Annotated in this window: 34 protein-coding genes and 1 tRNA gene; 33 read left to right on the top strand and 2 right to left on the bottom strand. The window is 70.1% G+C overall.

Going from position 1 to position 26,918, the window contains the following annotated elements; all coding sequences use genetic code 11:
- The first annotated feature begins 39 nt into the window (after positions 1–39).
- From ACLBWP_RS03630 to ACLBWP_RS03615, 4 genes are all read left to right on the top strand, one after another.
- Entirely contained in the window at positions 40–1,077 is a 1,038-nt protein-coding gene (locus ACLBWP_RS03630) for an aminotransferase class V-fold PLP-dependent enzyme (RefSeq protein ID WP_447654097.1), read from the top strand.
- A 60-nt stretch (positions 1,078–1,137) separates the two neighbouring features.
- Positions 1,138–2,523 carry a glycine--tRNA ligase gene (locus ACLBWP_RS03625; protein ID WP_447654096.1) on the top strand — a complete coding sequence of 462 codons (1,386 nt, stop codon included), beginning with the start codon at positions 1,138–1,140 and terminating at the stop codon, positions 2,521–2,523.
- A 66-nt stretch (positions 2,524–2,589) separates the two neighbouring features.
- Positions 2,590–3,357 (top strand): DsbA family oxidoreductase, encoded by a 768-nt coding sequence (locus ACLBWP_RS03620; RefSeq protein WP_447654095.1) that lies wholly within the window; start codon positions 2,590–2,592, stop codon positions 3,355–3,357.
- Complete coding sequence (locus tag ACLBWP_RS03615; RefSeq protein ID WP_243560542.1) at positions 3,354–3,503, top strand: hypothetical protein; 150 nt, start codon at positions 3,354–3,356, stop codon at positions 3,501–3,503. Before ACLBWP_RS03620 ends, ACLBWP_RS03615 begins: the two co-directional genes overlap by 4 nt.
- Here the strand turns inward: ACLBWP_RS03615 and ACLBWP_RS03610 are convergent.
- Positions 3,500–3,982, bottom strand: coding sequence for an aminoacyl-tRNA deacylase (locus tag ACLBWP_RS03610; RefSeq protein WP_243560540.1), 483 nt, complete (start codon positions 3,980–3,982; stop codon positions 3,500–3,502). The two genes, ACLBWP_RS03615 and ACLBWP_RS03610, sit on opposite strands and share 4 nt — an antisense overlap.
- Positions 3,983–4,029: 47 nt before the next feature.
- Here ACLBWP_RS03610 and dusB point away from each other — a divergent pair, with 47 nt between their 5' ends.
- From dusB to ACLBWP_RS03470, 28 genes are all read left to right on the top strand, one after another.
- Positions 4,030–5,184 carry a tRNA dihydrouridine synthase DusB gene (gene dusB / locus ACLBWP_RS03605; protein ID WP_447654094.1) on the top strand — a complete coding sequence of 385 codons (1,155 nt, stop codon included), beginning with the start codon at positions 4,030–4,032 and terminating at the stop codon, positions 5,182–5,184.
- The gene (locus ACLBWP_RS03600; RefSeq protein ID WP_447654093.1) at positions 5,181–6,467 is read left to right on the top strand and encodes a deoxyguanosinetriphosphate triphosphohydrolase; all 1,287 of its coding nucleotides are present in this window, start codon (positions 5,181–5,183) and stop codon (positions 6,465–6,467) included. Before dusB ends, ACLBWP_RS03600 begins: the two co-directional genes overlap by 4 nt.
- Positions 6,468–6,506: 39 nt before the next feature.
- A complete protein-coding gene (gene dnaG / locus ACLBWP_RS03595) occupies positions 6,507–8,420 on the top strand; it encodes a DNA primase (protein WP_243560534.1) in 1,914 nt (637 codons plus the stop codon).
- A gap of 987 nt (positions 8,421–9,407) precedes the next feature.
- Entirely contained in the window at positions 9,408–11,042 is a 1,635-nt protein-coding gene (locus ACLBWP_RS03590) for an ABC transporter substrate-binding protein (RefSeq protein WP_447654092.1), read from the top strand.
- Positions 11,043–11,167: 125 nt separating this feature from the next.
- Entirely contained in the window at positions 11,168–12,232 is a 1,065-nt protein-coding gene (locus ACLBWP_RS03585) for an ABC transporter permease (RefSeq protein WP_374202494.1), read from the top strand.
- A 2-nt stretch (positions 12,233–12,234) separates the two neighbouring features.
- Positions 12,235–13,233: an ABC transporter permease gene (locus ACLBWP_RS03580; protein WP_447654091.1), complete on the top strand. Its 999-nt coding sequence runs from the start codon at positions 12,235–12,237 to the stop codon at positions 13,231–13,233.
- Complete coding sequence (locus tag ACLBWP_RS03575) at positions 13,230–14,906, top strand: ABC transporter ATP-binding protein (RefSeq protein WP_243560526.1); 1,677 nt, start codon at positions 13,230–13,232, stop codon at positions 14,904–14,906. The genes ACLBWP_RS03580 and ACLBWP_RS03575 overlap by 4 nt, the downstream gene beginning before the upstream one ends.
- A gap of 170 nt (positions 14,907–15,076) precedes the next feature.
- Complete coding sequence (locus tag ACLBWP_RS03570) at positions 15,077–16,009, top strand: ATP-binding cassette domain-containing protein (protein WP_243560524.1); 933 nt, start codon at positions 15,077–15,079, stop codon at positions 16,007–16,009.
- The gene (locus ACLBWP_RS03565; RefSeq protein WP_447654089.1) at positions 16,006–17,016 is read left to right on the top strand and encodes a D-isomer specific 2-hydroxyacid dehydrogenase family protein; all 1,011 of its coding nucleotides are present in this window, start codon (positions 16,006–16,008) and stop codon (positions 17,014–17,016) included. Before ACLBWP_RS03570 ends, ACLBWP_RS03565 begins: the two co-directional genes overlap by 4 nt.
- 103 nt (positions 17,017–17,119) lie before the next feature.
- Positions 17,120–17,192, top strand: a tRNA-Asn gene (locus ACLBWP_RS03560).
- Between the two features lie 426 nt (positions 17,193–17,618).
- Complete coding sequence (locus ACLBWP_RS03555) at positions 17,619–17,876, top strand: helix-turn-helix domain-containing protein (protein WP_447654088.1); 258 nt, start codon at positions 17,619–17,621, stop codon at positions 17,874–17,876.
- Positions 17,873–17,998, top strand: coding sequence for a hypothetical protein (locus tag ACLBWP_RS03550; protein WP_447654087.1), 126 nt, complete (start codon positions 17,873–17,875; stop codon positions 17,996–17,998). Before ACLBWP_RS03555 ends, ACLBWP_RS03550 begins: the two co-directional genes overlap by 4 nt.
- On the top strand, positions 17,998–18,159 hold the full coding sequence (locus ACLBWP_RS03545; protein WP_447654086.1) for a hypothetical protein: 162 nt from the start codon (positions 17,998–18,000) through the stop codon (positions 18,157–18,159). The genes ACLBWP_RS03550 and ACLBWP_RS03545 overlap by 1 nt, the downstream gene beginning before the upstream one ends.
- Positions 18,156–18,464 (top strand): hypothetical protein, encoded by a 309-nt coding sequence (locus ACLBWP_RS03540; RefSeq protein ID WP_447654085.1) that lies wholly within the window; start codon positions 18,156–18,158, stop codon positions 18,462–18,464. The genes ACLBWP_RS03545 and ACLBWP_RS03540 overlap by 4 nt, the downstream gene beginning before the upstream one ends.
- A complete protein-coding gene (locus tag ACLBWP_RS03535) occupies positions 18,464–18,781 on the top strand; it encodes a hypothetical protein (RefSeq protein ID WP_447654084.1) in 318 nt (105 codons plus the stop codon). Before ACLBWP_RS03540 ends, ACLBWP_RS03535 begins: the two co-directional genes overlap by 1 nt.
- Entirely contained in the window at positions 18,771–18,980 is a 210-nt protein-coding gene (locus ACLBWP_RS03530) for a hypothetical protein (RefSeq protein ID WP_447654083.1), read from the top strand. Before ACLBWP_RS03535 ends, ACLBWP_RS03530 begins: the two co-directional genes overlap by 11 nt.
- Positions 18,973–19,446, top strand: coding sequence for a hypothetical protein (locus ACLBWP_RS03525; protein WP_447654082.1), 474 nt, complete (start codon positions 18,973–18,975; stop codon positions 19,444–19,446). The genes ACLBWP_RS03530 and ACLBWP_RS03525 overlap by 8 nt, the downstream gene beginning before the upstream one ends.
- The gene (locus ACLBWP_RS03520) at positions 19,430–19,735 is read left to right on the top strand and encodes a hypothetical protein (RefSeq protein ID WP_447654081.1); all 306 of its coding nucleotides are present in this window, start codon (positions 19,430–19,432) and stop codon (positions 19,733–19,735) included. Before ACLBWP_RS03525 ends, ACLBWP_RS03520 begins: the two co-directional genes overlap by 17 nt.
- Positions 19,735–20,556, top strand: a complete 822-nt coding sequence (locus ACLBWP_RS03515; RefSeq protein WP_447654080.1) for a hypothetical protein — start codon at positions 19,735–19,737, stop codon at positions 20,554–20,556. Before ACLBWP_RS03520 ends, ACLBWP_RS03515 begins: the two co-directional genes overlap by 1 nt.
- Positions 20,556–20,798 carry a hypothetical protein gene (locus tag ACLBWP_RS03510; protein WP_447654079.1) on the top strand — a complete coding sequence of 81 codons (243 nt, stop codon included), beginning with the start codon at positions 20,556–20,558 and terminating at the stop codon, positions 20,796–20,798. Before ACLBWP_RS03515 ends, ACLBWP_RS03510 begins: the two co-directional genes overlap by 1 nt.
- Positions 20,791–22,458 (top strand): DNA cytosine methyltransferase, encoded by a 1,668-nt coding sequence (locus ACLBWP_RS03505; RefSeq protein WP_447654078.1) that lies wholly within the window; start codon positions 20,791–20,793, stop codon positions 22,456–22,458. The genes ACLBWP_RS03510 and ACLBWP_RS03505 overlap by 8 nt, the downstream gene beginning before the upstream one ends.
- A 187-nt stretch (positions 22,459–22,645) precedes the next feature.
- Positions 22,646–23,383 carry a hypothetical protein gene (locus ACLBWP_RS03500; protein ID WP_447654077.1) on the top strand — a complete coding sequence of 246 codons (738 nt, stop codon included), beginning with the start codon at positions 22,646–22,648 and terminating at the stop codon, positions 23,381–23,383.
- Between the two features lie 14 nt (positions 23,384–23,397).
- Positions 23,398–23,535 (top strand): hypothetical protein, encoded by a 138-nt coding sequence (locus ACLBWP_RS03495; protein ID WP_447654076.1) that lies wholly within the window; start codon positions 23,398–23,400, stop codon positions 23,533–23,535.
- On the top strand, positions 23,532–24,056 hold the full coding sequence (locus ACLBWP_RS03490; RefSeq protein WP_447654075.1) for a helix-turn-helix domain-containing protein: 525 nt from the start codon (positions 23,532–23,534) through the stop codon (positions 24,054–24,056). Before ACLBWP_RS03495 ends, ACLBWP_RS03490 begins: the two co-directional genes overlap by 4 nt.
- Positions 24,056–24,511 (top strand): hypothetical protein, encoded by a 456-nt coding sequence (locus ACLBWP_RS03485; RefSeq protein ID WP_447654074.1) that lies wholly within the window; start codon positions 24,056–24,058, stop codon positions 24,509–24,511. Before ACLBWP_RS03490 ends, ACLBWP_RS03485 begins: the two co-directional genes overlap by 1 nt.
- Positions 24,512–24,745: 234 nt before the next feature.
- The gene (locus ACLBWP_RS03480) at positions 24,746–25,132 is read left to right on the top strand and encodes a hypothetical protein (protein ID WP_447654073.1); all 387 of its coding nucleotides are present in this window, start codon (positions 24,746–24,748) and stop codon (positions 25,130–25,132) included.
- A gap of 164 nt (positions 25,133–25,296) precedes the next feature.
- Entirely contained in the window at positions 25,297–25,458 is a 162-nt protein-coding gene (locus tag ACLBWP_RS03475; protein WP_447654072.1) for a hypothetical protein, read from the top strand.
- The gene (locus tag ACLBWP_RS03470; protein ID WP_447654070.1) at positions 25,455–25,781 is read left to right on the top strand and encodes a hypothetical protein; all 327 of its coding nucleotides are present in this window, start codon (positions 25,455–25,457) and stop codon (positions 25,779–25,781) included. Before ACLBWP_RS03475 ends, ACLBWP_RS03470 begins: the two co-directional genes overlap by 4 nt.
- 22 nt (positions 25,782–25,803) lie before the next feature.
- On the opposite strand, the gene ACLBWP_RS03465 is transcribed toward ACLBWP_RS03470, so the two are convergent.
- The gene (locus tag ACLBWP_RS03465; RefSeq protein ID WP_447654069.1) at positions 25,804–26,352 is read right to left on the bottom strand and encodes a hypothetical protein; all 549 of its coding nucleotides are present in this window, start codon (positions 26,350–26,352) and stop codon (positions 25,804–25,806) included.
- Positions 26,353–26,463: 111 nt separating this feature from the next.
- Here ACLBWP_RS03465 and ACLBWP_RS03460 point away from each other — a divergent pair, with 111 nt between their 5' ends.
- On the top strand, positions 26,464–26,832 hold the full coding sequence (locus tag ACLBWP_RS03460) for a hypothetical protein (protein ID WP_447654068.1): 369 nt from the start codon (positions 26,464–26,466) through the stop codon (positions 26,830–26,832).
- Positions 26,833–26,918: the final 86 nt, after the last annotated feature.

Here is a 26,918-nt window from a genome sequence, read left to right as displayed (position 1 = left end):
CCCTGGTGTGATGGGTCTCTCAGGCCGACCATGGGCGACATGGACTCCTACGTCGACGGACGCGGCTACCTCGCCGCCTGCACGGCGGGCCTGCCGACCCACGGCACGCTCGCTGCGATGCGCGCCGACCTGGCCGAGTGGGAACGCGCCGCGTCGAGTCCGGTGCGGTACGGCGACCTGGTCGAGGAGGGCCGCGCGCTCTTCGCCGACGTCGTCGGGGTCACCGCCGACCGGGTCGCGACCGGGTCCCAGACCTCGGCGATGACCGCGGTCGTCGCTGCCGCGCTGCCGGACGGTGCCGAGGTCGTGGTGCCCGACGGCGACTTCAGCTCGATCGTCTTCCCGTTCCTGGCACAGGCACATCGCGGTGTGCGCGTCCGGAGTGTGCCGCTCGCGTCCCTGGCGACGGCGCTGACGCCCGACACGGCACTGGTCGCGTGGTCCGCCGTGCAGTCCGCCACCGGAGCGGTGGTCGACTCCGCAGCCGTCGTCCGCGCCGCACGGCACGTCGGCGCCCGGACGCTGTGCGACCTGACGCAGGCGGCCGGGGTGCTGCCCGTCGACGCGTCGCCGTACGACGTGACGGTCACCCACGCCTACAAGTGGCTCTGCGCCCCACGGGGCGTCGCCTTCATGACCGTCTCCGACGCTGCGCTCGCGTGGCTGCGCCCGACCCAGGCCGGCTGGTACGCCGGTGCCGACGTGTGGTCGTCGTGCTACGGCCCCGCCATGCAGCTGGCCGACGACGCCCGCCGGTTCGACGTGTCCCCGGCCTGGCAGGCCTGGCCCGGCGCGGTCGCCGCCCTGCGGCACGTCGCGTCGCTCGACATGGCGGCGGTCTGGAGGCACGGTGCCGGTCTCGCGGACCAGCTGGCGGACGCGCTCGGCGTGGGTCGGCAGTCGCAGGCCGTGATGACCCTGCCCGACCCGTCCGGCGCGGGGCTGGCAGCGCTGACGGCGGCGGGCATCACCGCGTCGGGGCGCGCCGGACGACTGCGACTGGCGTTCCACCACTGGAACGACCGCTCGGACGTCGACGCCGTGGCCGACGTGCTGGCCCCGGCGCGCGCCCGTTAGTCTGGCCCGGTACCTTTCCTGCACCGGGCATCCAGCTCGGCGACCCCGATGGAGTTCTCCTTGGCTCAGCCCTCCCGTCTCGACTCGGTCATCGCCCTCGCCAAAGGCCGCGGGTTCGTCTTCCAGTCGGGTGAGATCTACGGCGGATCCCGCTCCGCATGGGACTACGGGCCCCTCGGTGTCGAGCTGAAGGAGAACATCAAGCGGCAGTGGTGGCAGCGGTTCGTCCGCGGCCGTGGCGACATGGTGGGCCTGGACTCGGCCGTCATCCTGCCCCGCAAGGTGTGGGAGGCCTCTGGCCACGTCGCGACGTTCACCGACCCGCTGGTCGAGTGCCTGCACTGCCACCACCGGTTCCGCGAGGACCACCTGATCGAGGCGTTCACCGCCAAGAAGGGCCGTGCGCCCGAGGGTGGCATGGCCGAGATCGCGTGCTCGAACTGCGGCACCCGCGGCCAGTGGACCGAGCCCCGTGAGTTCTCCGGCATGCTCAAGACCTACCTGGGCCCGGTCGAGTCCGAAGAGGGCCTGAACTTCCTGCGCCCCGAGACCGCGCAGGGCATCTTCGTCGACTTCGCGCAGGTCGTCACGACCAGCCGCATGAAGCCCCCGTTCGGCATCGGCCAGGTCGGCAAGGCGTTCCGCAACGAGATCACGCCCGGCAACTTCATCTTCCGCACGCGCGAGTTCGAGCAGATGGAGATCGAGTACTTCGTCCCGCCGGCCGAGGCCCAGACCCACTACGAGCAGTGGATCGCCGACTCGATCGCCTGGTACACCGACCTGGGCATCGACCCGGAGAACCTGCGCCGCTTCGACGTGCCGGACGGCGAACGTGCGCACTACTCGGACGCCACCGCCGACATCGAGTACCGCTTCGGCTTCCAGGGCTCGGAGTGGGGCGAGCTGATGGGCGTCGCGAACCGCACCGACTTCGACCTCAACAACCACATCGAGTCGTCCGGCAAGGACCTGCGCTACTTCGACCAGGCCGCCAACGAGAAGTACGTGCCGTACGTGATCGAGCCGTCGTTCGGGCTGACCCGTGCACTGATGGCCTTCCTGCTCGACGCCTACCACGAGGACGAGGCCCCGAACGCGAAGGGCGGCGTCGACAAGCGCACCGTCCTGCGGCTCGACCCGCGTCTGGCACCCGTCAAGGCCGCCGTGCTGCCGCTGTCCCGCAACGAGCAGCTGTCGCCCGTCGCCCGCGGCCTGGCCGACGACCTGCGCAAGACCTGGAACGTCGACTTCGACGACGCCGGCGCGATCGGCCGTCGCTACCGCCGCCACGACGAGATCGGCACGCCGTTCTGCATCACGGTGGACTTCGACACCCTCGACGACAAGGCCGTGACCGTGCGTGAGCGCGACACGATGAGCCAGGAGCGCGTCGCGCTCGACCAGCTGCAGGGGTACCTCGCGCAGCGGTTGATCGGCGCGTAGCCGCACCACCCACGACGCGGTCGTGCTGCCGGGAATGCCGGTGGCACGGCCGCGTTGTCGTTGAGCATGCATGACTCTGTGAAGGTCGATGTCTGGTCGGACATCGCGTGCCCCTGGTGCTACATCGGCAAGCGCAAGTTCGAGGCCGGGGTCCGGGCCTTCGGCGCCGGGAACGACGGGCTCATCGTCGAGGTCGAGTACCACTCCTTCGAGCTGAGCCCGGACACCCCGGTGGACTTCGAGGGCACCGAGGCCGAGTTCCTGTCGGGCCACAAGGGCATGCCCCTCGACCAGGCGCAGCAGATGCTCGACCAGGTCACCGCGATCGCCGGTTCGGTCGGGCTGCAGTACGACTTCGGCGCGATGCACCACACGAACACCGTCAAGGCGCACCAGGTGATCCACCTGGCGAAGCAGCACGGCAAGCAGCTCGAGATGGTGGAGCGGCTGTTCACCGCGTACTTCGAGCGCGGCGAGCACGTCGGGCAGGAGTCCTCGTTGGCCGACCTGGCCGCCGAGGTCGGACTCGACCGCGACGAGGTCCTGGCAACGTTGCGTGACGACAGCAAGCTCGCCGACGTCCGTGCCGATCAGGAGCAGGCCCAGGCGTACGGCATCAACGGCGTGCCGTTCTTCGTGATCGACGGCAAGTACGGCGTGTCCGGGGCGCAGGACCCGGCGGCGTTCGAACAGGTGCTGCGGCAGGTCGTCGCGCTGCGCGAGACCACGCCGGACGAGGTCGCGTCGGCGACCGAGCGTGCGACGGACGACGCCAGCGCGGACGACGCCACCGCCAGCGCGGACGCCGCCGCCGGTGTGGAGGCGACCCGATGACGGACCTCGACGTGCGCGCGGTGGCCGCACCGGGCCTCCAGGCAGTACCGGGACTGCAGCCGCTGCTGGCGGACGCGGTCGTGTGTGAGGGCGACTCGTGCTTCGTGCCGGGCGCCGAGGGCGACTGGTCCGAGGTACCGGACTAGCGCTGGGGTTCCTCGTCGGTGATGTCCGCGACGGTCGCGTCGTAGGCGGTGATCAGGGCGTCCGCGTCGACGAAGGCGCTCGCGCCGTGGCGGCCGGCGCCCAGGGCGACACGGCGACCGACGATGCGTTCGTCCGCGAACACCGGCATCGCACCGGTCGCACCGATCGGCGTGATGGTGCCGCGCTCGTAGCCCGAGGCCTGCAGCGCCGTCGCGGCGTCGGGCATCGAGAGCTTGTTCACCCCGACCACGCCGCGCAGCTTCTTCCACGCGATGCTGCGGCCGCCGGGCACCAGCGCCAGCACGAAGTCCCCGTCGTGGCGCTTCACCACCAGGGTCTTCACGATGTCGCCCGGGTCGATGCCGAGCAGCTCGGCGGCCTGGGCCAGGGAGTCGGCTGCGGGACGTTCGACCACGTCGACCTGCAGCCCGCGGGCTGCTGCGTCGGCGTCGAAGCGGGCGATGGCGTCGGTCGTCATGTGGAGAACGCTACCGGCGGGCGCCGACGTGGGAGGATGGAACCGGTATGACGATCACACAAGCCCCCCGGAAGCCCCTGCGCATCGGCCCCATCGAGGTCGACGTGCCCGTCGTGCTCGCGCCGATGGCGGGCATCACGAACATGGCGTATCGCCGGCTCTGCCGCGAGTACGGCTCTGGGCTCTACGTGTGCGAGATGATCACCTCGCGAGCGCTCGTCGAACGCACGCCCGTGTCGATGCAGCTCATCCAGCACCACGAGTCTGAGACCCCGCGCTCCATCCAGCTGTACGGCGTCGAGCCGAACACCGTCGCCGAAGCCGCGACGATCCTGGTGGCCGAAGACCGTGCCGACCACATCGACCTGAACTTCGGGTGCCCGGTGCCCAAGGTCACCCGCAAGGGCGGTGGCGCCGCCCTGCCGTGGAAGACCGACCTGTTCCGCGACCTGGTCACCAAGACGGTCCGGGCCGCGGGCAACGTCCCCGTCACCGTCAAGATGCGCAAGGGCATCGACGCCGACCACCTGACCTACCTCGACGCCGCCCGCATCGCGCGGGATGCCGGTGTCGCGGCGGTGTCGCTGCACGCCCGCACCGCGAACGAGCACTACTCCGGCCAGGCCGACTGGTCCGCCATCGCCACCCTGAAAGAAGCGGTGACGGACATCCCGGTGCTCGGCAACGGCGACATCTGGTCCGCCGCCGACGCCCTGCGCATGGTCGACGAGACCGGCTGCGACGGCGTCGTCGTCGGACGCGGCTGCCTGGGCCGCCCGTGGCTGTTCGGCGACCTGGCCGCGGCGTTCCGGGGCGAGGGGCTGCGATACATGCCGACCCTGGGCGAGGTCGCGGTCGCGTTCCAGCGGCACGCCGAGCTGCTCGTCGAGTTCTTCGGGTCCGAAGACCAGGGCTGCCGCGACATCCGCAAGCACGTGGCCTGGTACTTCAAGGGGTACCCGATCGGCGGCGACGTCCGCTCCGGGCTGTCGATGGCATCCTCGCTGCAGGAGATCGTCGACCTGCTCGGCCAGCTCGACCACAACGCGCCGTACCCGGGCGCCGACGCCGAGGGGCCCCGCGGTCGCGCCGGACACCCCAAGCGCACGGCATTGCCCGACCGCTGGCTCGACAGCCGCCACGTCGACGCTGAGTTCCGCAAGGTCCTCGCCGCCGCCGAGCTGCACCACAGCGGCGGATGAGCACCAGTTCGTACGGGCCGGCCGACGCCGAGCGGTGGCTGCCCGAGCAGCACAGCAACCGCCGCAGCGACTTCGCCCGCGACCGCGCCCGCCTGCTGCACTCCAGCGCGCTCCGTCGGCTCGCCGCCAAGACGCAGGTGCTCAGCCCGACGACCGGGCTCGACTTCGCCCGCAACCGGCTGACGCACTCGCTCGAGGTCGCGCAGGTCGGCCGCGAGCTCGCCGACTCGCTCGGGCTCGACCCCGACGTCGTCGACACCGCCTGTCTGGCGCACGACATCGGCCACCCGCCGTTCGGGCACAACGGCGAGACCGCGGTGAACGCCTGGGCGGCCGACATCGGCGGGTTCGAGGGCAACGCGCAGACCCTGCGGCTGCTCACCCGGCTCGAGCCGAAGGTGTACGGCTCCGGGCCCGATGCCGATCGTGCCTACGGTCTCAACCTGACCCGGGCGTCACTCGACGCGTCGTGCAAGTACCCGTGGCCGGCGTCGCAGGGCGTGGGCGAGGCATCGTCCGGTCGCACGAAGTTCGGGTTCTACGACGACGACCACGACGCGTTCGCGTGGCTGCGCGACGGGGCACCCCGCCGGCAGCGCTGCATCGAGGCCCAGGTGATGGACCTGTCCGACGACATCGCCTACTCGGTGCACGACTTCGAGGACGCCGTGGTGGCGGGCTTCATCGACGTGGCCGCGCTCGGCGACCGGGTCGGCGAGAACGACATCGTGTCCGCCATGCACGCCTGGGTCGGCGACGACCTGAGCCGCGACGAACTGCTCGAGGCGTTCGACCGGCTGCGCGCGCTGCCGCTGTGGATGACCTCGTACGACGGCTCACGGCGGGATGCGGCGCGGCTGAAGAACCTGACGTCGCAGCTGATCGGCCGCTTCGCACGGACGGCCACCAGTGCCACGCGACAGGCCTACGCGTCCGGGTCGCTGGTGCGCTTCGCGGCCTCGGTCGTCACCCCGCCCGAGATCATCGGCGAGATCGCTGTGCTCAAGGGCATCGTGGCGGCGTTCGTGATGACCCAGGGCGACCGGCAGCCGGTGTACGAAGACCAGCGCCGCATCCTGACCGAGCTGCTCGACGCCGTCGCGGCCCTCGCCGACGACGCGCTCGAGCCCGGGTTCGCGGCCGACTGGCGTGGCGCCCACGACGACGCGGGCCGGTTGCGGGCCGTGGTGGACCAGGTCGCGAACCTGACCGACCAGGGCGCGATCGCCTGGCACAAGCGGCTCGTCGTGGGGGAGCGCGAGGCCGTCCACATCCCCGTCTGAGCGGTCCTGCGCGTCAGCCACGCGAACTAGGATCGTGGGGTGGCTGGACTCATCGCGCGGAACGACATCGACGAGGTCCGCGCGCGCGTGAACATCGCCGACGTCGTCGGTGACTACGTCACACTGAAGTCCGCCGGGGTGGGTTCACTCAAGGGCCTGTGCCCCTTCCACGACGAGCGGTCACCCTCGTTCCACGTCCGTCCCCAGGTGGGTCGGTACCACTGTTTCGGCTGCGGCGAGGACGGCGACGTCTTCAGCTTCATCATGAAGCAGGACCACACCACGTTCTCCGAAGCGGTCGAGCGGATGGCCGCCAAGATCGGCTTCACGCTGCACTACGAAGAAGGCGACGGCCCCCGCACCGACTACAACACCCGTGCGCGGTTGATCGCCGCCAACGAAGCCGCGCTGCAGTTCTACGTCGCGCAGCTCACGACCCCGCAGGCCGAGCCCGCCCGCCGGTTCCTGGGCGAGCGCGGGTTCGACCCGGCGGCGGCGCAGCACTTCGGCGTCGGGTTCGCCCCGAAGTCGTTCGACGTGCTCCGGGACCACCTGCGCGGGCAGGGCTTCACGATCGAGGAGATCGTCTCGGCCGGACTGGTCAGCCAGGGGGACCGTTCGCCCTACGACCGGTTCCGTGGGCGTCTGATGTGGCCGATCCGCGACGTGACCAGTGCCACGATCGGCTTCGGTGCCCGGCGCCTGCTCGAGGACGACAAGGGCCCGAAGTACCTCAACACCCCTGAGACCCCGATCTACCACAAGAGCCACGTGCTCTACGGGATCGACCTGGCCCGCCGCGACATCTCGAAGCAGAAGCAGGTCGTCATCGTCGAGGGCTACACCGACGTCATGGCCTGCCACCTGGCCGGCGTCACGACCGCGGTGGCCACGTGTGGCACGTCGTTCGGCGTCGACCACATCAAGGCGCTGCGGCCGATGCTCGGCGACGTCAGCGGCGGCGACCCGAACGCCAACGGCGAGGTCGTCTTCACGTTCGACCCCGACGAAGCCGGACAACGGGCGGCGTCACGCGCGTTCGCCGAAGAGCAGCGCTTCGCGGCGCAGACCTACGTCGCCGTGGCTCCGGGCGGCCTCGACCCGTGCGACCTGCGCCTGGCCCGGGGCGACGACGCGATCCGCCGGCTCGTCACGAACAAGCGCCCGATGTTCGAGTTCATGATCCGGCGCACCCTGGACGGCCACGACCTCGAGACGGTCGAGGGCCGGGTCAGCGCACTGCGGTCGGCCGCGCCCGTGCTCGCCGGCATCCGTGACCGCTCGCTCACGCAGGGCTACGTGCGCGAACTGGCCGGCTGGCTCGGCATGGACATGGGCGAGGTCCGTCGCGCGGTCGAGGGGGCGCGGTCGCGGGCGTCGGCGGACCACGCGCGCGGGCAGGGCTCGGTCCCGCAGGGGCAGGCAGGCCCGGGCGGACAGATCGCCACGCCCGCCGACGAGCCCGTCGCCGGCATCCGGTCACTGCCGAACGACCCGATCACCCGCATGGAACGCGACGCCGTGATGGCGATGGTGCAGCAGCCGACCTCGGTGGGGGCCCCGTTGCTGGGGCTTGCGGCCGCGGCGACGTTCTCGGCGCCGATGCTCGCCGTGGTCCGTGACGCCGTCGTCGCCAACGTCGACGCGCTCGGCGGCACGGACTGGCTCGACCGGCTGTCCTCGGACGTGCCGGCACCCGTCCGCGGCCTGGTGTCCGAGCTCGCGCTCGCCCCGATCCCCGCCCGCAACGACGAGGACCTGGCGATCTACTGTCGCGGCATCGTCGTGGCGCTGGTCGAACGCGACCTGCTCGCGCGCAAGGCGTCACTGCTCGGGCAGCTGCAGCGTGCAGACCCGAACGGCAACGTCGAGCGTCGCGCCGAGATCCAGCGACAGCTCGTCGACCTCGACGCGCAGCGCATGCGCCTGCGGGCGGACGCCGAAGCGTCCTAGTCGCATCGGGCGGCTGTGCCCCGGACGGGAGGCTCGGTGCCAGCCCGCCACGCTCCTCCCGTCCGGTGGGACTCGGCCGTGCGGACGGCCGCCGCTGTCCGGCGGTCGTGCCGTGGCCGCCGCGGTGCGGCGATCGCGTGCGGTCCGCCTGGCTGAGACTCGGCCGTGCGGACCGTTGACGCTGTCCGGCGGTCGCGCGGTGTCCGCCTTGCTGAGACTCGGGCGGGTGACGAGCACCCAGCACTGCCCGCTCGTCACCGGACTGAGACTCGGGCGGGTGACGAGCGCCCAGCACTGCCCGCGCAACCGGCGCTGCCGTGCTGCGCCGGGCCTCCTGTCCGGCGACGCGTCGCTGACTGGTCACGACACCCCGTCGGGTGCGCGCCGAGTGGTCGGAGTCTGTCGGTGGAGCGCGGCCGGCGCGACGCTTCGTGACCGCTCGGCGGATGTGAGCGGGGTGTTGCGACCACTCGGGCATGCGGCGCCGGGAGCGGGGAGGGAGGCGGGGAGCGGGGACGATCGGCGACGGAGACGGGGCGGTGGGGGAGGTGACTCGACGCGCCGCTGACTGGTCACGACACCCCGTCGGGTGCGCGCCGAGTGGTCGGAGTCTGTCGGTGGTGCGCGGCCTGCGCGACGATTCGTGACCGCTCGGCGGACGTGAGCGGGGTGTTGCGACCACTCGGGCACGCGGCGCCGGGAGCGGGGAGGGCACGGGGGAGCGGGGAGCGGGGAGCGGGGAGGGAGCGGGGAGCGGAGCACCCCGCGGAGTTGCGCCGCGCAACGAACCTGCGCGACGCGCCGATCCGCGCAGGCGGAATGATGCGGTACGCGCTCGTCTCCTGCGTTACAGCGGTGTAAAAGAATCGCCCCCGCCGGAATCCGTTCCGTGGCATGGTGTCTCTCAATGAGTGTCCCTGACCGGTCACACAGTCGATCCACCTCCGGTCCAGGGAACCTGCAACCACCACCAGGAAGGCATCGAACATGGCATCCGTGTTCACCAACCACCGCGCCACGTGGGGCAAGCGCGCCCTCGCGATCGGCGCCGGCGCAGCAGCGACGGCACTGGTCCTGACCGGCTGCGCGGGCGGCGGCAGCGGCGGCTCCGGCGACCTGAACGGCCTGATCATCGGCACGACCGACAAGATCACGTCGCTCGACCCGGCGGGCTCGTACGACAACGGCTCGTTCGCCGTCCAGAACCAGGTGTTCCCGTTCCTGATGAACACCCCGACGGGCAGCCCGGACGTCAAGCCGGACATCGCGACGAAGGGCGAGTTCACCGACCCGACGACGTACGAGGTCACCCTGAAGAAGGGGCTCGAGTTCGCAAACGGCCACAAGCTGACCTCGAGCGACGTCAAGTTCTCGTTCAACCGCGAGATCAAGATCAACAACGCGAACGGCCCGCAGTCGCTGCTCGCGAACCTCAAGAGCATCGACACGCCGAACGCCACCACCGTCGTGTTCCACCTGGACCACGCTGACCAGACCTGGCCCCAGGTGCTCTCGAGCCCGGCCGGCCCGATCGTCGACGAAGACGTCTTCTCGGCCGACAAGCTCACGAGCTCCGCCGACATCGTCAAGGGCAACGCCTTCGCCGGCCAGTACGTCATCAAGTCCTACAAGGAGAACGACCTGATCTCCTACCAGGCGAACGACAAGTACGACGGCGTGCTCGACAAGGCGAAGACCAAGGACGTCACGGCCCAGTACTTCACCAAGGAGACCGACCTGAAGCTCGCCGTGCAGAAGGGCGACGTCGACGTGGCGTACCGCTCCCTGACGCCGACCGACATCACGTCGCTGCGCAAGGACAGCAAGCTCCAGGTCATCGACGGCCCCGGCGGCGAGATCCGCTACATGGTCTTCAACTTCAAGACCCAGCCCTTCGGGACCGGGCAGACCGACGCCGACGAGGCCAAGGCGCTGGCCGTCCGCCAGGCCGTGGCCGACGTCGTCGACCGCAGCGCCCTGGCGAAGGAGGTCTACAACGACACCTACTCGCCCGTGTACTCGATGGTGCCGGACGGGCTGACGGGTGCGGCGACGCCGTTCAAGTCGATGTACGGCAACGGCAGCGGCGGTCCGTCCGTCGACAAGGCGAAGCAGACCCTGTCGGACGCGGGCGTCAGCGGCAAGATCGAGCTGAACATCCAGTACGCACCGGACCACTACGGCTCGGCTTCGGACGACGAGTACGCGCTGCTGAAGTCCCAGCTCGAGGCCTCGGGTCTGTTCACCGTCAACATCCAGTCGACGGTCTACACGACCTACGCCACGGAGCGCACCAAGGACGCGTACCCGGAGTACCAGCTCGGCTGGTTCCCGGACTTCTCGGACGCGGACAACTACCTGTCGCCGTTCTTCACGAAGGACAACTTCGTGCAGAACCACTACGACGACCCGACGATCCAGAAGCTGATCGCGGACGAGCAGGAAGAGTCCGACAAGACCAAGCGCGCCGACATCATCGAGCAGGCGCAGGAGCGTCAGGCCTCGCAGATCTCGACGCTGCCGCTGCTGCAGGGCAAGTCGGTCGCAGTGGCCGGCAAGGACGTCAAGGGCGTCGAGCTCGACGCGTCGTTCAAGTTCCGCTACGGCACGATCACCAAGTAACCCCGACACCCGACAGGGGGCGCTCCCACCAGGAGCGCCCCCTGTCGGCGTCACGCGAACGGCACCCACACCGTGACCCTCCCGCGAAAGGCTCCAACCCCGTGACCCTCACGACCCCGGAGGCGATCGACTCCGAACCGACGAAACCGCAGGCACAGCGACGTGCCGGCGGCGGCATCGGTCGGTACGTCCTCGTCCGCTTCCTGCTCATCTTCCCGACCGTCTTCATCCTGGTGACGCTCGTGTTCTTCCTGATGCGCGTCATCGGGAACCCGATCACCGCCAGTGTCGGCGGCCGGCTGACCCCGTCGCAGCTGCAGGACCGTCTGCACGCCGCCGGCTACGACCGGCCCGTGATCGTGCAGTACGCGGAGTACCTCGGGCAGATCGTCCGCGGTGACTTCGGTTCGTCGGTGACGGACAACCGCCCGGTGACCGAGATCATCCTGCAGTACGGCGGTGCGACGGCCGAGCTGGTCTTCTACGCGCTCGTCGTCGCCCTGGTGCTCGGCATCCCGCTCGGCATGCTCGCGGCGTACCTGCGCGACAAGTGGCCCGACGTGCTGCTGCGCGCGCTCGCGATCCTGACGTACGCGACGCCGGTGTTCTTCGGCGGGCTGCTGCTCAAGCTGGTGTTCTCGGTCTGGCTCGGTTGGCTGCCGCTCGGCGACCGGGCGTCCACCCGCGCCCAGCTGGTCCTCGACCGCATCGAGAACCCCACCGGTGTCTACATCATCGACGCGATCCGCACCGGGAACGGGCAGATCATCGGCGACGTGCTGTCCCACGCGGTGCTGCCCGCGCTGACGCTCGGCCTGCTCACCGCCGGCATCTTCCTGCGGCTGGTGCGCGCCAACATGATCGGCACGCTCGGCTCGGAGTACGTCGATGCCGCCCGATCGCGCGGTGTCCGCGAATCCCGGCTCGTCCGGACGCACGCGTTCCGTCCCGCCCTGGTGCCGATCATCACGGTGATGGGCCTGCAGATCGCCATGCTGCTGGGTGGCTCGGTCCTGACCGAGACCACCTTCGGGTGGCGCGGGCTCGGCTTCGAGCTCAACCAGTACCTGTCCGCCCGTGACTTCGTCGCGGTCCAGGGCATCGTCGCGATGCTCGCGGTCATCGTCGCCGTCACCAACTTCGTGGTCGACGTCGTCGCGGCCCTGATCGACCCGAGAGTGAGGTTCTGACGATGTCCGACATCACCCTCGTCGACCGCCACGAGCCCCTGTGGAAGCGACTGCCCGTCGTCGTCCAGCTCCGCAAGAGCACCGGCTGGCAGCGCGCCATGCTCATCGTCGGTGTGGTCATCTGCGCCGTGTACCTGCTGGTCGCGGTGTTCGCCCCGCTCATCGCCCCGTACGGCTTCGGCCAGCTGCAGGGCACCGACGGCCAGAGCTTCCCCCGCACGGGTGCCCCGAGCGCCGAGCACATCTGGGGCACCACCGTCGGCGGCTTCGACGTGTTCAGCCGCGTCGTGTTCGGCACCCGCACGGCCGTGCTCGTCGTCATCGTCGCGGTGGTCGTCTCGATCATCGTCGGCGTCCTGCTCGGCATGGTGTCGGGCTACCTCGGCGGGTGGCTCGACCGGATCCTGGTCGTCATCGCCGACGCGATCTACGCGTTCCCGTCCCTGCTGCTGGCGATCGTCGTCTCGATCGTGGTGTCGGGCGGCAACTCGAGCTACTACGGCGGCATCACGGCCGCGGCGATCTCGATCACGGTCGTCTACGTCCCGCAGTACTTCCGCGTGGTGCGCGCCGAGGCCGTCCGTCTGAAGAACGACGCCTTCGTCGAGTCCGCCCGCGTGATCGGGTCGAACCCGTGGCGCATCATGACGCGCCACGTGCTGCGGAACTCCACGCGGAGCCTGCCGCTCATCCTGACCCTGAACGCGAGTGACGCGATCCTGACGCTGGCGGGCCTGGGCTTCCTGGGCTTCGGCATCGGCCCGACCGCGGGCGCCGAGTGGGGCTACGACCTGAGCCGGGCGCTGTCCGACGTCGCGTCGGGCGTGTGGTGGACCGGCGTCTACCCGGGTGTCGCGATCGTCGTGCTGGTCCTCGGCGTGACCTTCATCGGCGAGAGCCTCAACGACATCTCCGATCCCCGTCTGCGTGCGCGCCGGCGGCTGAAGCAGCTGGTGAGCACCCGTGACGCGGGCACCGGCGCGGCAGGGACAGCAGCATGAGCACCACGAAGTCCGACCAGCCCGTCGTCGTCGTGGACGACCTGACCGTGACGTTCGCGACCGACGGTGGCGCCGTGGACGCGGTGCGGGGCGTCAGCATCGACGTCCGGCCCGGTGAGGTGCTGGCACTGGTCGGCGAGTCCGGGTCCGGCAAGTCGGTGACCGCGCGCAGCATGCTCCGCCTGATGCCGGAGACGGCGACCCTGGGCGGCGCGGTGCTGCTCGACGGCACGGACGTGGTGTCGGTCGGGTCGCAGAAGCTGCGCGAGCTGCGTGGGACCGCCGGTGCGATGGTGTTCCAGGAACCCTCGACGGCCCTGAACCCCGTGTTCACGGTCGGGTGGCAGATCGCCGAGGGCCTGCGCGCGCACGGCGGCGTGTCGAAGAAGGACGCTCGCGCAACCGCGATCGAGTACCTGCGACGGGTCGGCATCCCCGACCCCGAGACCCGGGTCGACCACTACCCGCACCAGTTCTCCGGCGGGCAGAAGCAACGCGTGGTCATCGCCAGCGCGCTCGCCCTCGAGCCGAGCGTGATCATCGCCGACGAGCCGACCACCGCCCTCGACGTCACCGTGCAGGCCGAGATCCTCGACCTGCTGCGCCGGTGCCGCGACGAGTTCGGGGCCGCGATCGTGATCATCACGCACAACATGGGCGTGGTCGCGGACCTGGCCGATCGCGTCGCCGTGATGTACCAGGGCGAGGTCGTCGAACAGGCCTCGGTCACCGAGCTGTTCAGCGCGCCGAAGGCCGACTACACCAAGCGCCTGCTCGCCGCGGTGCCCCGGCTCGAGGCGAGCACCGGCATCGCCCGGCGCGCGATCATCGCCGAGGACGTCGCGCCGGTCGTCCGGGCGACGGGGTTGGAGATCGAGTACCCCGGACGGCTCGGAGCGCACGCGTTCAAGGCCGTCAAGGGCGTCGACCTGGCGATCCGCCCGGGCGAGGTCCTGGGGCTCGTGGGGGAGTCCGGCTCCGGCAAGACCACGATCGGGCGGGCCATCGCCGGTCTGACGAAGGTCACCGGCGGGTCGCTCGAGGTGCTGGGCACCGAGATGCTCGGCTACCGCGAGCGTGACTTCAAGAAGCTGCGCAAGGACATCGGCTTCGTGTTCCAGGACCCGGCGACGTCGTTCAACCCGCTGCTGACGATCGCGGAGTGCGTCGCCGAGCCGCTCATCGTGCACGGGGTGGCGTCCTCGCCGCGTGCGGCGCGGAAGCAGGTCGACGAGCTCATGGAGGCCGTGCAGCTCCCCGCCGCCTACGGCGACCGGTACCCGCACGAACTGTCGGGCGGGCAGCGTCAGCGCGCCTCGCTCGCCCGGTCGCTCGCGCTCCGGCCGAAGCTGCTCATCGCCGACGAACCGACGAGCGCGCTCGACGTGTCCGTGCAGGCCCGGGTGCTCGAGTTGTTCCTCGAGCTGCAGCAGGACTTCGGGTTCGCGTCGCTGTTCATCAGCCACGACCTGGCCGTGGTGGGCGCGCTGTCCGACCGGATCGCGGTGCTGTACCGCGGCGACCTGGTCGAGACCGGCACGACGGCCGAGGTGCTCGGTGCGCCGAAGCACCCGTACACGCAGCGCCTGCTCGCCTCCCTGCCCGTGCCCGATCCGGTCGAGCAGGCCGAGCGACGGCGTACGCTTGAGCGACTGGAGCAGGCTGGTTCCTGACCTGCCTGCGTTGCCGCAGTGCCGGTGTGGGGCCGGACCGTCCAGGAGGCGCGACGCACGTCCGCGACGCGGGTCGCGCCTCCAGGCCGGCGGCTCCGGTGCACCACGTCCGTCGCGCGGACCCCTGACGGTCCGCGCTGCGTCGCCAGGGGCGGCGCGGAAGGGGTTCCATGATCGGGCTGAACGACCCGGCGGTCGTCGCTGACGACGTCTCCATCGAGTACCGCGTGCCGGGGTCGCGCCCGATCCGCGCGGTCGGCGGCGTCAGCCTGACCGTCCGCAGCGGCGAGATCCTGGCCGTCCTCGGGGAGTCCGGATCGGGGAAGTCCAGCTTCGCGGCGGCCGTCGCCGGACAGCTCGGCGCCCGCGGCGAGGGCGAGGGTGCGCACCGTCGGCACATCGTCGGGGGCGAGCTGACGGTGCTCGGACAGCGGATGCGCGGTCTGCGCCCGTCGTCCCGTCGTCTGGCCCGGCTGACCGGTCGGATCGGGTACCTGTCCCAGGACGCCGCCGACCGGCTGAGCCCGGACCTGACCGTCGGTGAGGCGATCGCCGAACCCATCTACGTCCGCGACCGCCGCTTCGACCGCAAGGAAGCCGGGCTCATCGTGGCCCGTCTGGTCGACGCGGTGCACCTGCCGCTCGGCGTGATGCGGCTGAACACGTGGGAGCTGTCGAGCGGGCAGCGGCAGCGCGTGGCCCTGGCGCAGGCGCTCGTGCTCGAGCCGCAGCTGCTCGTCGCCGACGAACCCGCCCGTGGTGTCGACGTCCTGGTGCGCCAGGCCGTGCTCGAAGCGCTCGCTGGGCTGCAGCGCAACCGGCAGTTCTCGGCCGTCGTCGTGTCCAGCGACCTGCGCGAGGCCCGGGCACTGGCCGACCGTGTGGCCGTCATGAACGAGGGCCGGCTTGTCGGCCTCGGCACCTTCGACGAGGTGCTCGACAGCCCCGTCGACCCCTACGTCCGGACGCTCGCGGCCACCGCGGCGCGACCGGTCAAGCGGCCCGGCGGTGCCACCTCGGCGCCCCGCCGCTCGTCTGCCCCGACATCGTCCCCCGCGGCCGCCGGTACCGGCGGCCGCGCACCCCGACAGGAGAACGCGTGACCGACACCGACGTCCAGTTCCGCGGCCACCGCGCCGTCGTCACCGATGCCGGGGCGCCGTTGCCCGTGGCTCCGCCGTCCCCGGGCCCCGTCGCGATCCTGCCGTCGCCCGCCGACCTGCACGTCGCGGCGGTCACGGGCGCCGGCGGCACCGTCGCCCCGCTCGACGACGACACCCGGGCCATCGTCTGGCTCGACCCGCGTGACCCGGCGGGCCTGCAGGACGCACTCGACGCCGCGCCGTCGGTGACGTGGGTGCAGTTGCCGTTCGCCGGCGTCGACGCCTTCGCCGACCTGATCGGTGCGCACGGCGACACCGTGCTGTTCACCTCGGCCAAGGGCGCCTACGCCGAACCGGTGGCCGAGCACGCCCTGGCCCTGACCCTCGCGACCCTGCGCGTGCTGCCCGCGCGGGCCCGCGCCTCTTCGTGGGCGACGGAGCCCGAGGGGGTCTCGCTGTACGGACGTCGTGTCGTCGTCATCGGTGCCGGCGGGATCGCGCTCGAGTACCTGCGCCTGCTCGCGCCCTTCGACGTCGACGTCACGGTCGTCCGCCGGTCGGCATCGCCGGTGGAGGGCGCCGCACGCACCGTGACGACGGACCAGCTCGACGACGTGCTGCCCGACGCCGACGTGGTGATGATCGCGGCGGCGATGACGTCCGGCACCGCGAAGCTGTTCGGTCCGCACCAGTTCTCGATCATGAAGCCGTCGGCACGCCTGGTGAACATCGCCCGCGGTGGCCTGGTCGACACCGACGCCCTGGTGGCGGCACTGCGCACGGGCGAGATCGCGGGCGCGGGCGTCGACGTGACCGATCCCGAACCCCTGCCGGACGGACATCCGCTCTGGGAGACCCCGGGCGCGATCATCACCCCGCACCAGGCCGACACGCCGGAGATGGTCGAGCCGCTGCTGGCCGAGCGCGTGCGGGTGAACGTGACGGCGTTCCTCGGCGGCGCGGGGCAGGGCTTCGTGGGCGTCGTCGACCCGGTCGCCGGGTACTGACCTGCGGCACGCCCGGGCTACGGTGCCGATGCGCGGGGCCGTTCCGATGTCCTGCTATGCTGGTACCCGTTGTCCGGACGGGGTCACCCGGAGCGGCAACTGATCCTCGATAGCTCAATTGGCAGAGCAGCCGGCTGTTAACCGGCAGGTTGTTGGTTCGAGTCCAACTCGGGGAGCAAGTACCGAAGCCCTCGTGTGTCTCCACTCCCGGAGCGCACGGGGGCTTCCTTCGTTTCGAAGAGCGAAGCGACGGAGACACGCAGGAAATCGGCGAACATCTTGACGTCGTTCGCGTCGAGCGAGGCGCTGCCCCGCAACCGGCGGCTGATCCACATCTCCGACACGCCGAGCGCCGTCGCGGCCTTTGCCTGGTTGATATCCGCGCGCGCCAACTCCGCACGGATGTTGCTTGCCACCACACGGTTGTAGTTGACCTCGGTCGCCTCGACGGCGACGCTCGACGTTTCTGCCATGCGTGCAATGTAACAAAGAGCGGTAGTCATGTCACTCTGTAGCGCCTGAGTAACGCTAAGCGAGTCTGAGACACGCCGCAGGAGACCCGCGTGCTTGCGTTCCTGACGATCTGTGCAAGCATCTAACGCATGGCGATAGAAACTAACGCAACGGTGGCCGGTGAGGTACGAGGGGTCGCTGCGAAGAGGCAGATGACGTCCGCTGCTCTCGCTGACCGGCTCGGTCTGTCTCGCATGGCGATGTCGCGTCGGATGAGCGGCGACACGCCGTTCACTGCCGCGGAGATCGTAGGGATTGCCGATGCACTCCACGTTCCCGTGGAGACCCTCTACGGTCGTCCCTCCGGATTCGTCGCTGACGACGAACTCGCGCAGGTGTCCGCATGAGCGACCGTCGTGCGGAACTCACCCGCGCCGACTGCATCGCGCTCGTCGGCTTCGTCTGGCTCCTCGGCGTCGCACTCGCGGCCGTCACCGTCGGCGTCATCCTGAACGGCTGCGCCCTCTGATGCGCACCGCCGCCCTCTGGTTCCTCGCCGCGATCCTCGTCGCCCTCGCCGCGCTCGTGCTCGGCGTGCCCCTCAACAGCGGCGCCGGCCTCCTGCTGGTCCTGCTCTGGCTCATCGGCGCGTGGAAGCTCGCCACCGTCCGGCAGGAGGACCAGCCGTGACCTACGCCATGCCGCTCCGCGCGGCACGCCCGACCGCGACCCGCGTCGCCCCGACCTCGTTCGCGAACAACGTCGCCTACGACTGGGTCGCCGTCGACCTCGCCATCCGCGGCGAACTCCGCTCCTCGCAGCTCCACACCGAGGACCGCGAAGAGGTCATCCGTCGACTCAACGGTCAGGGCTACACCGACCGCGAGATCACCGACAAGACCACCATCCCGATCCGCACCGTCCAGCGCGTCCGCAAGCGCCTCCACCTCGACACCGCTCTCCCGATCGGCGTCACGACACGGGCGTACCTCTGATGGCCGAGCAGGAGCTCACCCTCGAGCAGCGCGCCGCGCTCTGGGCCCTCGACTTCGACCTCTGCGTCAACAACGTCTACGGCACCAGCGACGAGTGCATGGTCGTCGCCCGCTACGAGCAGGTCTGCGCCCACTGCGACTACGTCCGCCCCCTCTGCCAGGCCCACGCCGCGGCGACCAGTGCCCTGTCCGGCAGTCCGAACGAGGACGGCCCCATGCCCGTCTGGCGGTGCGAGCGGTGCCGCCGCTGCTCCGCCGACTTCCACCAGGTGTTCCACCTGCACCTCACCCGCTCGGGCGGCTGCCATGGCGAGTGACTGGGACACCAAGCGCCAGCTCGCGACGATCACCCGTCAGGTCCGCCGCGTCGAGCACCGCGGACACGTCGTCCGGCTCGCCGTCACCGAGTGGAACGGATCACTCCTTGACCCCGCCGACGCTGTCCAGCTCGCGCACGAGCTCATCGCCCTCGCTGAGGAAGCGATCAACGCGGACCGGGCGGAACGCTATGCGTAGGCGCAGCACCGGCGACCGTTCCCGGGACGCCGTCGACGAACTCCGCGACACCGTCTACACCCGCGACGCCGTCAGCTGCGTCGTCGTCGACACCGCCGCCGCACTCATCTGGCCATGCCACGGCCCCCGCACCCTGCAGCACCGCATCAGCCGCGGCATGGGCGGCTCCGCCCTGTTCGACACCGCCGCGCACCTGATCGCGATGTGCAACCACCACAACACGATCGCCGAGACCGACGCGGCGTTCGCCGGCGTCTGCCGCGCGAACGGGTGGACCCTGCCCCGCAACCGATCCGACGTCAACCCCGAGTTGATCCCCGTCTTGTACTGGGACGGGTGGCACGAACTCGACGACCAGGGCTTCCGCACTCGCGTCTACGGGCCGCACGCGGAGGAGCGCATCGCCGAACTGTGGCGTCAACCCAAGGTTGATGCCGTTTCGACGGGCGGTGACCGCCGTGGCTGACCGCCGCAAGCGCCGCCGCGTCTCCGTCGAGACCCTCGACTACCTCGCCGCCGCGAAGCGGTTCATCAACGCCGCCGGTCGCCGCGTCGCGGACTCCGACGAGCACGAACTCGCAGCGCTCCTCGGCCTCAACGTCGTCCTCGCCGACGCGATCCAGACCGCAGTCGACGGTCAGCGCTCGACGGGGAAGTCCTGGGCCGACATCGCACGAGCCACCGGCAAGACCCCGCAGGCAGCGCACAAGCGCTGGTCCCGCGACACCATCACCACGACCACCGAGGACGCCTGATGCCGTACTTCCCGGTAGACGACCAAGCCCCCTTCCACCCCAAGTTCATCGCCGCCGGCAACGCCGCCATCGGTCTCTGGGCCCGCGCTGGCGCATGGTGCAAGCACGCCGCGTCCGGCGGCTGGCTGTCCCAGGACGCCGCCCGCACGATCGGCACGCCCACCGAGATCAAGAAGCTCGTCAAGGTCGGCCTGTGGGAGCCCCACACCCGCGACGGCGAGCCCGGCTACCTCTTCCACGACTGGACCCACGCCGCCGGCAACGGGACGGCCGAGGAAGAGACCGAGCGCCGCGAAACCGAGCGCGAGCGGAACCGTCAACGACAGGCCGCGAAGCGGGCTCGTGACAAGGAGAAGCGCGACGCCGAAGAGCAGGCGCGTAACGGCGTGACACCCGGCGTGAGTCACGCCGGAACTCCCGGGCCTGTCACAGGCTCCCCCAGTCCCAGTCCCAGTCCCACTGACGGACCTGACATGACTCGAGAACCAGAAGTCCGTCCAGTAGCAACCGCGAGGCTCTGGACGGACCAGGAAGTGTCATCCGAGGTTCAGGCCGAGGTGCAGAGAGTGGGCATCGGCAACCTCGGGCGTCTCGGCGGGATGCTCGCCGACACGGTTCGCGACTTCGGAGCACTCACCCCGATCGCCGCCGTGCGACTCGTCGAAAGCATCGTCGCCCGCTCCAAGGAGCCCGTCCGCAACGTCGACGCGTACGTCGCAGAGACCATCCGGCGGAGCCCCGAGGACATCTGCGGCCTCTACGAATCGCAAGACCTCATCGCTTACGCGCTCCTCGAAGCTAGCCGACGAGGACACGCTTGATGCCCTCGATCACCGACACCACCGGCTACCCGCCACGCCCCTCCGACGCCTGCATGCGGATCCTTTACGGCCGCGGCAACGACTCGAAGGCCCGCGCCGAGTTCGACGCCGCGTACCGCGCCGAGATCATCGCCGCCGGCTTCGACCCCGACTTCCGATCCCACCAGCCCGCCACCCGAACCGACGAGTCCAGCCGTGGCCAGGGCAAGGACTACGCACTCCCGAGAGGCGACCGTGACTGAGCTCACCATCACCGACCTGTTCGCAGGCGCCGGCGGATCATCGACCGGTGCGCTGCAGGTGCCCGGTGTGTCCGTCCGCATCGCGGCGAACCACTGGCAGCTCGTCTGCGACATCCACGCGCTGAACCACCCGACCACCGACCACGCGGTCGTCGACCTCCACCAGGAGCGTCCGTCGTTCTTCCCAAAGACCGACATCCTCTGGGCCTCGCCCGAGTGCACGAAGTGGTCCCAGGCGAACGGCGCGAAGCTCCCCGCGATCGAGGAGGGCCTGTTCGAGGACCCGCTGTCCGACGACGCGAAGAACCGATCCCGCCTCCTGATGTTCGACGTGCTTCGCTTCATCGAGCACCACCGGTACCGGCTCGTCATCGTCGAGAACGTCGTCGACATCGCGACGCAGGCGAAGTACCGCACGGCGTGGAACGTCTGGCGCTCGGAGCTGCGGGCCCTCGGCTACCGGTTCCGGGTGGTGTCGCTGAACTCGATGCACGCCCAGGCGTTCGGTGCACCGGCCCCGCAGTCCCGCGACCGCATCTACGTCGTCGCCTGGCCCGAGCACGCTGCCGCGCCGGACATCGACCGGATCCTCCGCCCGAAGGCGTGGTGTGACCGATGCGACGACGTCGTGGAGTCCGTCCAGTCGTTCAAAGGCCGACGCGAGGTCGGCCGGTACCGGCAGGCGTACGTGTACTGCTGCTCCCGCTGCGGGCAGATCGTCGAGCCGGGATGGCTCCCGGCGGCCGCGGCGATCGACTGGTCCATCCCGGGCGAGCGAATCGGGGACCGGCTGAAGCTGAAGACCCGAGCCCGCATCGCTGCGGGGATCGCCCGGTACTGGGGTCCGCTGACGCTCGAGGCGGCGGGGAACACGTACGACGCGACGGACCCGCACCACCGGCAGCACGGGCAACTCGACGGCTACCACCGCGTGTGGCCCGTCAGCGAGCCGCTCCGGGCGCTGCACACGACGAACTCGAAGGCCCTCGCCGTGCCGGTCGAAGGCAGAGACGGGAAGGACGCACTGTCGATCGACGCCCCGATGCGAACGCAGACGACCCGCGCGGAGACCGCGCTCGCGCACCCGCCGTTCATCGCCGAGATGTACGGCACGTCGACGGCACGATCGGTGACGGAGCCCGCGGGGACGTTCACTGCGGGCGGGAACCACCACGGACTCGTGCAGCAGGCGTTCGTCTCGCAGTTCCGTGACCGCGACGACCGGAACCTCGACCCGTACGCGGACCCGCTGCGCACGATCGTCGCCGACGGCGCGAACCACGCGCTCGTGCACCGCATGAACACTGGCGGCGCCGAGATGACGACGTCGATGCTCGAGGAGCTCCGCACGTTGACGACGGCGGGGCACCAGGCGGTGCTGCGGCAGCCGGAGCGTCGCCCCCTCACCCCGCGCGATCTTCGCGAGGCCGAGGCGATGGTCCCCGAGGTGCTGTTCCGGATGTTCCAGCCGCACGAGGTCGCCGCGGGCATGGCGTTCCCGAAGGACTACAAGTGGCAGCCGCCGGACCGCCTCCGGCCCGTGTCGAACCGGGACCTCGTGAAGGCCGCGGGGAACGCGGTCACGCCGCCAGCAGCCCGGGACCTCATCGCCGCAGGTGCAGCGTCCCTCGGCGCCGAGTACGCGGTGGTGACGGCATGAAGCCCCGCATCGTGTTGTGTCCTTCCGACCACAAGCACGAAGCGTCGGTACCTGCTACAACAACCATGGCTGCCGCTGCGCACCCTGCCGCCAGGGACGCACCGACGCTGCTCGCAAGCGTCGGAAGGCACAGGCGTACGGCCGGTGGACGTCACCGCTGACCGACGCGGGGCCCGCACGTGAGCACGTGCAACGGCTCCGCGAGTACGGCATCGGCGTCAACCGCATCGAAGCCGTAGCCCGGTTCCCGATGATCCAGAACCTCGTCTACGGCGTGATCAACGCTGACGGTGTCCGAGTCCCGATGCAGCGTGTGTCGGTCGCGAAGGCGAACCGGCTCCTCGCCATCCGCCCCACGTTCGACCTCATCGCTGACGGCGCCCGCCTCTCGTCGCGCGGCACGCACCGCCGGGTGCAGGCGCTGGTGTACCTGGGCTGGTCACAGCTGGAGCTGAGCCGCCGGCTGAACCTCGCGACGAACGAGGTCAACCGGATCCTCACCGAACCGCACGTGACGGGCCGCACGCACCGTGCCGTCGCTGCCCTGTACGAGCAGCTGTGGAACACGGAGCCGCCGCAGGACACACCTTCCCAGCGCACGAGCGTCACGAAGGCCCGCGCACTGGCCCGCCGCAAGGGCTGGCACCCAGCCCTCGCTTGGGACGACATCGACCTCGACGACCGGCCCGCCGCACCCGAGCGTGTCGACGGCATCGACGAGACCGCTGTCCTCCTCGCCGTGGCAGGGGAGCAGGTGCGCCTCACACCCGAGGAACGCCGCGCTGCGGTCCGTCAGCTCCACGCTGCGGGCCTGTCCGACGGCAGCATTGCCGCCCGCATCCACTGCACGGACCGCACGGTCCTCCGCATCCGCCACGACGAACTCCACCTTCCCGCCAACAGCGCCGGCACCGTCGCCGCCTGACCAGGAGACCAGACATGAACCCCGATCCCGTCGCCGTCGAGGCGTACCTGGCCGGCTACCGCCGTGCCGAGTCCGACCTCCGCCGCAAGCAGACCCAGTCCCGCGCTGCACAACCGAAGCGCAAGGACAACCGGAAGGGACACCGACGTTGACCATCGAACTGAGGAACGAGCCGCAGCAGGCCCGCTCTACCGCGACCCTCACCCGCCTCACCGAAGCCGCCCGCGAACTCGCGGACGAGATCGGCTTCGAACGCTTCACCACCGCCGACGTCGCCCTCCGCGCCGGCACCAGCATCGGCACCGTGTACCGGTACTTCCCCGACCGCCACGCCATCGTCAAAGCCATCGACCCAGAACACCGCATCACCGTCGAGGTCCGCGCTGAACGCATGCGACAGAACGCGAAGTGGGGTGAGCAGAACCACCCCGACGGTACCGGCATCAGCACCCTCCTGCTCGAAGGCGAACTCGTCGAAACCGTGCTCGAGCGCGTACGCGACGAGCTGAACGACGACGCAGCGTCCGGCAACGCTACCTGGGCGCAGATCCTCTACGAGGAGTTCCTCGAAGCGCTCGCCGAGTCTGACCCCGCGAAGCTCCGCGCCGAGCTGATCCAAGTGCAGGCGGTCGCTCAGCAGTGGGTTGCCGCGATCGACCGGAGGAACAGCTGATGGCCGAGCGCATGGTGTCAGTCCCGGTGTCGCTGGTCGAGCTGGCGGAGCGACTGCTCAGGGCGACGTACTCGTACAAAGCTGCCGCCACCCTCGCTGCGGTGCTCGCGCAGCCGGGCCCGAGCGCCAATCCATATCGGAGCGTCGTGCAACTGCCCGAAGGTTCGACGTTCTGGGCCAGCCAGCACGGCGACCCGCAGGATCGTTTCTGGTTCCTTGCAGCTGGTAGTGGCGTCGTCTCGCTCGACGGGATCCTGGCGCACGCGAACAGCATCGACCCGTCCACGATCAGGGACGTCACCTCACCGGTGACGGCACCGGAGGAAGCCGAGTGCGGTGCACGCCACCCGCACTTCCCTGCTGTCACGTCATCCTGCACGCAGCCGATCGGTCACGACGGGCCGCACGTGAGCATCGACGACTACGTGCAATGGCCCGAGGACGGCACCCGATGACCGCACTCGCCCTGACGCTCGACGTCGTCGGCTGCCTCCTCGCCGCTGGCGCCGTCCGGTTCGCCCAGGTCTGGTTCGACGACTTCTGGCGGGAGGACCGCTGGTGATCACCATCGGCACCACCACGGCACCGTGCCCGCTGTGCGAGTACTTCGGGCGCCGCTCGTCCTGCCCGGCCTGCCAGGGCACGGGCCGCATCTACCAGGCCATCCACCTCCGAGAGGAACCCACAGCATGAGCACCGACGATGACCGCTGCTTGCAGTGCGGCGAGACGCGCGGCGCGATCAAGGCCGGCGTGCGCACGAACGGCGCGCACTACTGCGTCACGCTGACCGGTTACGAGACCGTCGAGGTCGACCAGGAGTGGGAACGTCACCGCTTCCGCCCCTGGGGCAACACGGCCCTCCATACTGCCGGCATTGCGAAGCACGCGTACGCGAAGCACCGCCTGTCCAGCATCGACACCCTGCAATGGGCCGCCTGTGAGGACACGATCAGCGGCCACGCCGTCCTGCCGTACGACGAGCCTGACTTCGGCACCGTCGCCGGGCAGTGCATCAGTTGCGGCGCCAAGGACCTGACTCCAAATCGACCGCCCCGAGAGGAGTCCGCAGTATGACCGCCGTTCACACCGTCGAGGTCATCGGACCCGGTACGAACCCGTTCGCGTGTGGCCTCTTCGCCTGTACCGCCAGCCCAGACGACGAGTGCCACCAGTACCCGTCGTGCGACTGCGAAGCCTGGCCGTGCGAGCACCCCGTCGAACGGCAGGCATCCTGCTGGATGACACCTTGGTGGAACGCCGCCAGGGACCTCGCCGACGGGTACCTCGACGACGACGGCAACGTTGACCGCCTCGAATGGCACAGCGGCCGCGTCCGAGGCACCTGGAACGGCGACGGCTGCACCTGGCAGTACGACGAAGAACCGGACACCACCGCATGAGCCGCCCCAAGAACCGACCACGCAACATCACCACCACCAGCACACCACGCACACCAGAACCCGCAGCGCTCGCCGAGGTGATCAAGCTCCCGGTGTCGCAGCTTGGTCCGCAGCACATCGGCTGCCGCCTCGAGGTCATGGACCGGTACGACGGAATGGTCGGTCCTGCAGCGGGCACGCTCGTCGGCTACCGTCCAGCCGAGACCCCGCACGGGTACAACCCAGGGGGAGCGCCGTGGCGAACACTGCTCCTCGCGCAGGGCCCGGGCAAGGGTGAGATGGCCACGGTTCGAGAGGTCGACAACGTCAAGATCGCGCCGTGAACGCCCCGCCGGCACGTATCGCTCAGAAGATGATGCGTGCTGGCGGCCGCCACTGCAGCGTGAACTCCTCCGACGACGGCTCCCCACCCTTGCCCGCCCACGACACCGTGAACGCCGCCCACGTGTTCGACGAAGAACCCTCCTCATAGTCGAACACCACATCGACACCTTCCCCGGGGCCAACAGTCCGCGGCACCGCATTCCGCCCACCCACAACATCGTCGGGGGTCACCGACAACCGACTATCACCCATGAACACAGCCGTCGCCCGTACCGGATGGTCACTGACATTCCGCAAACGCCAAACCGTCGGCGACTTCTTCCGCAGCCCCCACGGCGACTTCACCGCACCAGCCTCCACAACCTCAGCGATCCGCTCCTGCGCCGACGCCGAACGACCCGCAGCGCTCGCCGCATCCTCCGATGCCTGCAGAGCCTTCTGCTCGTGAACACCTGCTTCCTTGGCGGCATCGCGAGCGTCAGTTCGGGCTCGCCGCGCCTCGACGGCTTGCCAGATCGCAACACACGCTGCGAGTGCTGCGATCACTACGGCCACCCAGTCCGCACTCATGAGGCTTCCTCTCGTCACCCGAACCGTACACAGAATCCCGGTCGCGCCGCTTCGGCGTGTCGCGGTGGGTTATTGGACTGGGCTGTCGCACCTGATCCAGAGCATGTCCGCATGCCGAACTCGTCGATCACCGAGCTCACCGAACGGCTGGCCAGCGCCGCCGCCATGCAACGCTCCATCGGTCTGACCGGGGGAGCGGACCTCCTCGAACGAGCGCACACGACGATCAGCGACCTCGACGCAGCCCTTGCCGTCGAGCGCGCGATGCACCGTCACCCCGCCGGGAACGACCGCACTGGCCGCGTGATCACCGAGCAGCACGAAGCTCTCGCTCTCCACCCGGGTGCCGTGATCGTCAACACCGCCGGCACCGCCTTCCAGATCAAGCCCAGCACGACCGCGAACGCCGGGTTCATCGACCACCAGACCGCCGCCTGGCTGCTGCCCGTCACCGTCATCCACGAGGGCGCATCCGCATGAGCATCCTCTCGATCGTCGGCACCACCGTCCACGTTCCCGGCTGCCTCTGGGCCACACGTCCCCGGTCCCGGCCGCTGCTCGTCGGC

The sequence above is a fragment of the Microbacterium sp. M1A1_1b genome, assembly GCF_053345565.1.
This window is presented reverse-complemented; position numbering and strand designations above follow the sequence as displayed.

Bases quoted from the DNA above. Each gene is read 5' to 3' on its own strand.
- ACLBWP_RS03460 (WP_447654068.1), top strand. From the start codon at position 26,464: ATGCCGAACTCGTCGATCACCGAGCTCACCGAACGGCTGGCCAGCGCC.
- ACLBWP_RS03550 (WP_447654087.1), top strand. From the start codon at position 17,873: ATGAGCGACCGTCGTGCGGAACTCACCCGCGCCGACTGCATCGCGCTC.
- ACLBWP_RS03580 (WP_447654091.1), top strand. From the start codon at position 12,235: ATGTCCGACATCACCCTCGTCGACCGCCACGAGCCCCTGTGGAAGCGA.
- ACLBWP_RS03470 (WP_447654070.1), top strand. From the start codon at position 25,455: ATGAGCCGCCCCAAGAACCGACCACGCAACATCACCACCACCAGCACA.
- ACLBWP_RS03535 (WP_447654084.1), top strand. From the start codon at position 18,464: ATGGCCGAGCAGGAGCTCACCCTCGAGCAGCGCGCCGCGCTCTGGGCC.
- ACLBWP_RS03465 (WP_447654069.1), bottom strand. From the start codon at position 26,352: ATGAGTGCGGACTGGGTGGCCGTAGTGATCGCAGCACTCGCAGCGTGT.
- ACLBWP_RS03495 (WP_447654076.1), top strand. From the start codon at position 23,398: ATGAACCCCGATCCCGTCGCCGTCGAGGCGTACCTGGCCGGCTACCGC.
- ACLBWP_RS03475 (WP_447654072.1), top strand. From the start codon at position 25,297: ATGACACCTTGGTGGAACGCCGCCAGGGACCTCGCCGACGGGTACCTC.
- ACLBWP_RS03615 (WP_243560542.1), top strand. From the start codon at position 3,354: ATGACGGACCTCGACGTGCGCGCGGTGGCCGCACCGGGCCTCCAGGCA.
- ACLBWP_RS03485 (WP_447654074.1), top strand. From the start codon at position 24,056: ATGGCCGAGCGCATGGTGTCAGTCCCGGTGTCGCTGGTCGAGCTGGCG.
- ACLBWP_RS03590 (WP_447654092.1), top strand. From the start codon at position 9,408: ATGGCATCCGTGTTCACCAACCACCGCGCCACGTGGGGCAAGCGCGCC.
- ACLBWP_RS03480 (WP_447654073.1), top strand. From the start codon at position 24,746: ATGAGCACCGACGATGACCGCTGCTTGCAGTGCGGCGAGACGCGCGGC.
- ACLBWP_RS03610 (WP_243560540.1), bottom strand. From the start codon at position 3,982: ATGACGACCGACGCCATCGCCCGCTTCGACGCCGACGCAGCAGCCCGC.
- ACLBWP_RS03630 (WP_447654097.1), top strand. From the start codon at position 40: ATGGACTCCTACGTCGACGGACGCGGCTACCTCGCCGCCTGCACGGCG.
- ACLBWP_RS03510 (WP_447654079.1), top strand. From the start codon at position 20,556: ATGCCCTCGATCACCGACACCACCGGCTACCCGCCACGCCCCTCCGAC.
- ACLBWP_RS03525 (WP_447654082.1), top strand. From the start codon at position 18,973: ATGCGTAGGCGCAGCACCGGCGACCGTTCCCGGGACGCCGTCGACGAA.
- ACLBWP_RS03600 (WP_447654093.1), top strand. From the start codon at position 5,181: ATGAGCACCAGTTCGTACGGGCCGGCCGACGCCGAGCGGTGGCTGCCC.
- ACLBWP_RS03570 (WP_243560524.1), top strand. From the start codon at position 15,077: ATGATCGGGCTGAACGACCCGGCGGTCGTCGCTGACGACGTCTCCATC.
- ACLBWP_RS03530 (WP_447654083.1), top strand. From the start codon at position 18,771: ATGGCGAGTGACTGGGACACCAAGCGCCAGCTCGCGACGATCACCCGT.
- ACLBWP_RS03515 (WP_447654080.1), top strand. From the start codon at position 19,735: ATGCCGTACTTCCCGGTAGACGACCAAGCCCCCTTCCACCCCAAGTTC.
- ACLBWP_RS03555 (WP_447654088.1), top strand. From the start codon at position 17,619: ATGGCGATAGAAACTAACGCAACGGTGGCCGGTGAGGTACGAGGGGTC.
- ACLBWP_RS03545 (WP_447654086.1), top strand. From the start codon at position 17,998: ATGCGCACCGCCGCCCTCTGGTTCCTCGCCGCGATCCTCGTCGCCCTC.
- ACLBWP_RS03575 (WP_243560526.1), top strand. From the start codon at position 13,230: ATGAGCACCACGAAGTCCGACCAGCCCGTCGTCGTCGTGGACGACCTG.
- dusB (WP_447654094.1), top strand. From the start codon at position 4,030: ATGACGATCACACAAGCCCCCCGGAAGCCCCTGCGCATCGGCCCCATC.
- ACLBWP_RS03620 (WP_447654095.1), top strand. From the start codon at position 2,590: ATGCATGACTCTGTGAAGGTCGATGTCTGGTCGGACATCGCGTGCCCC.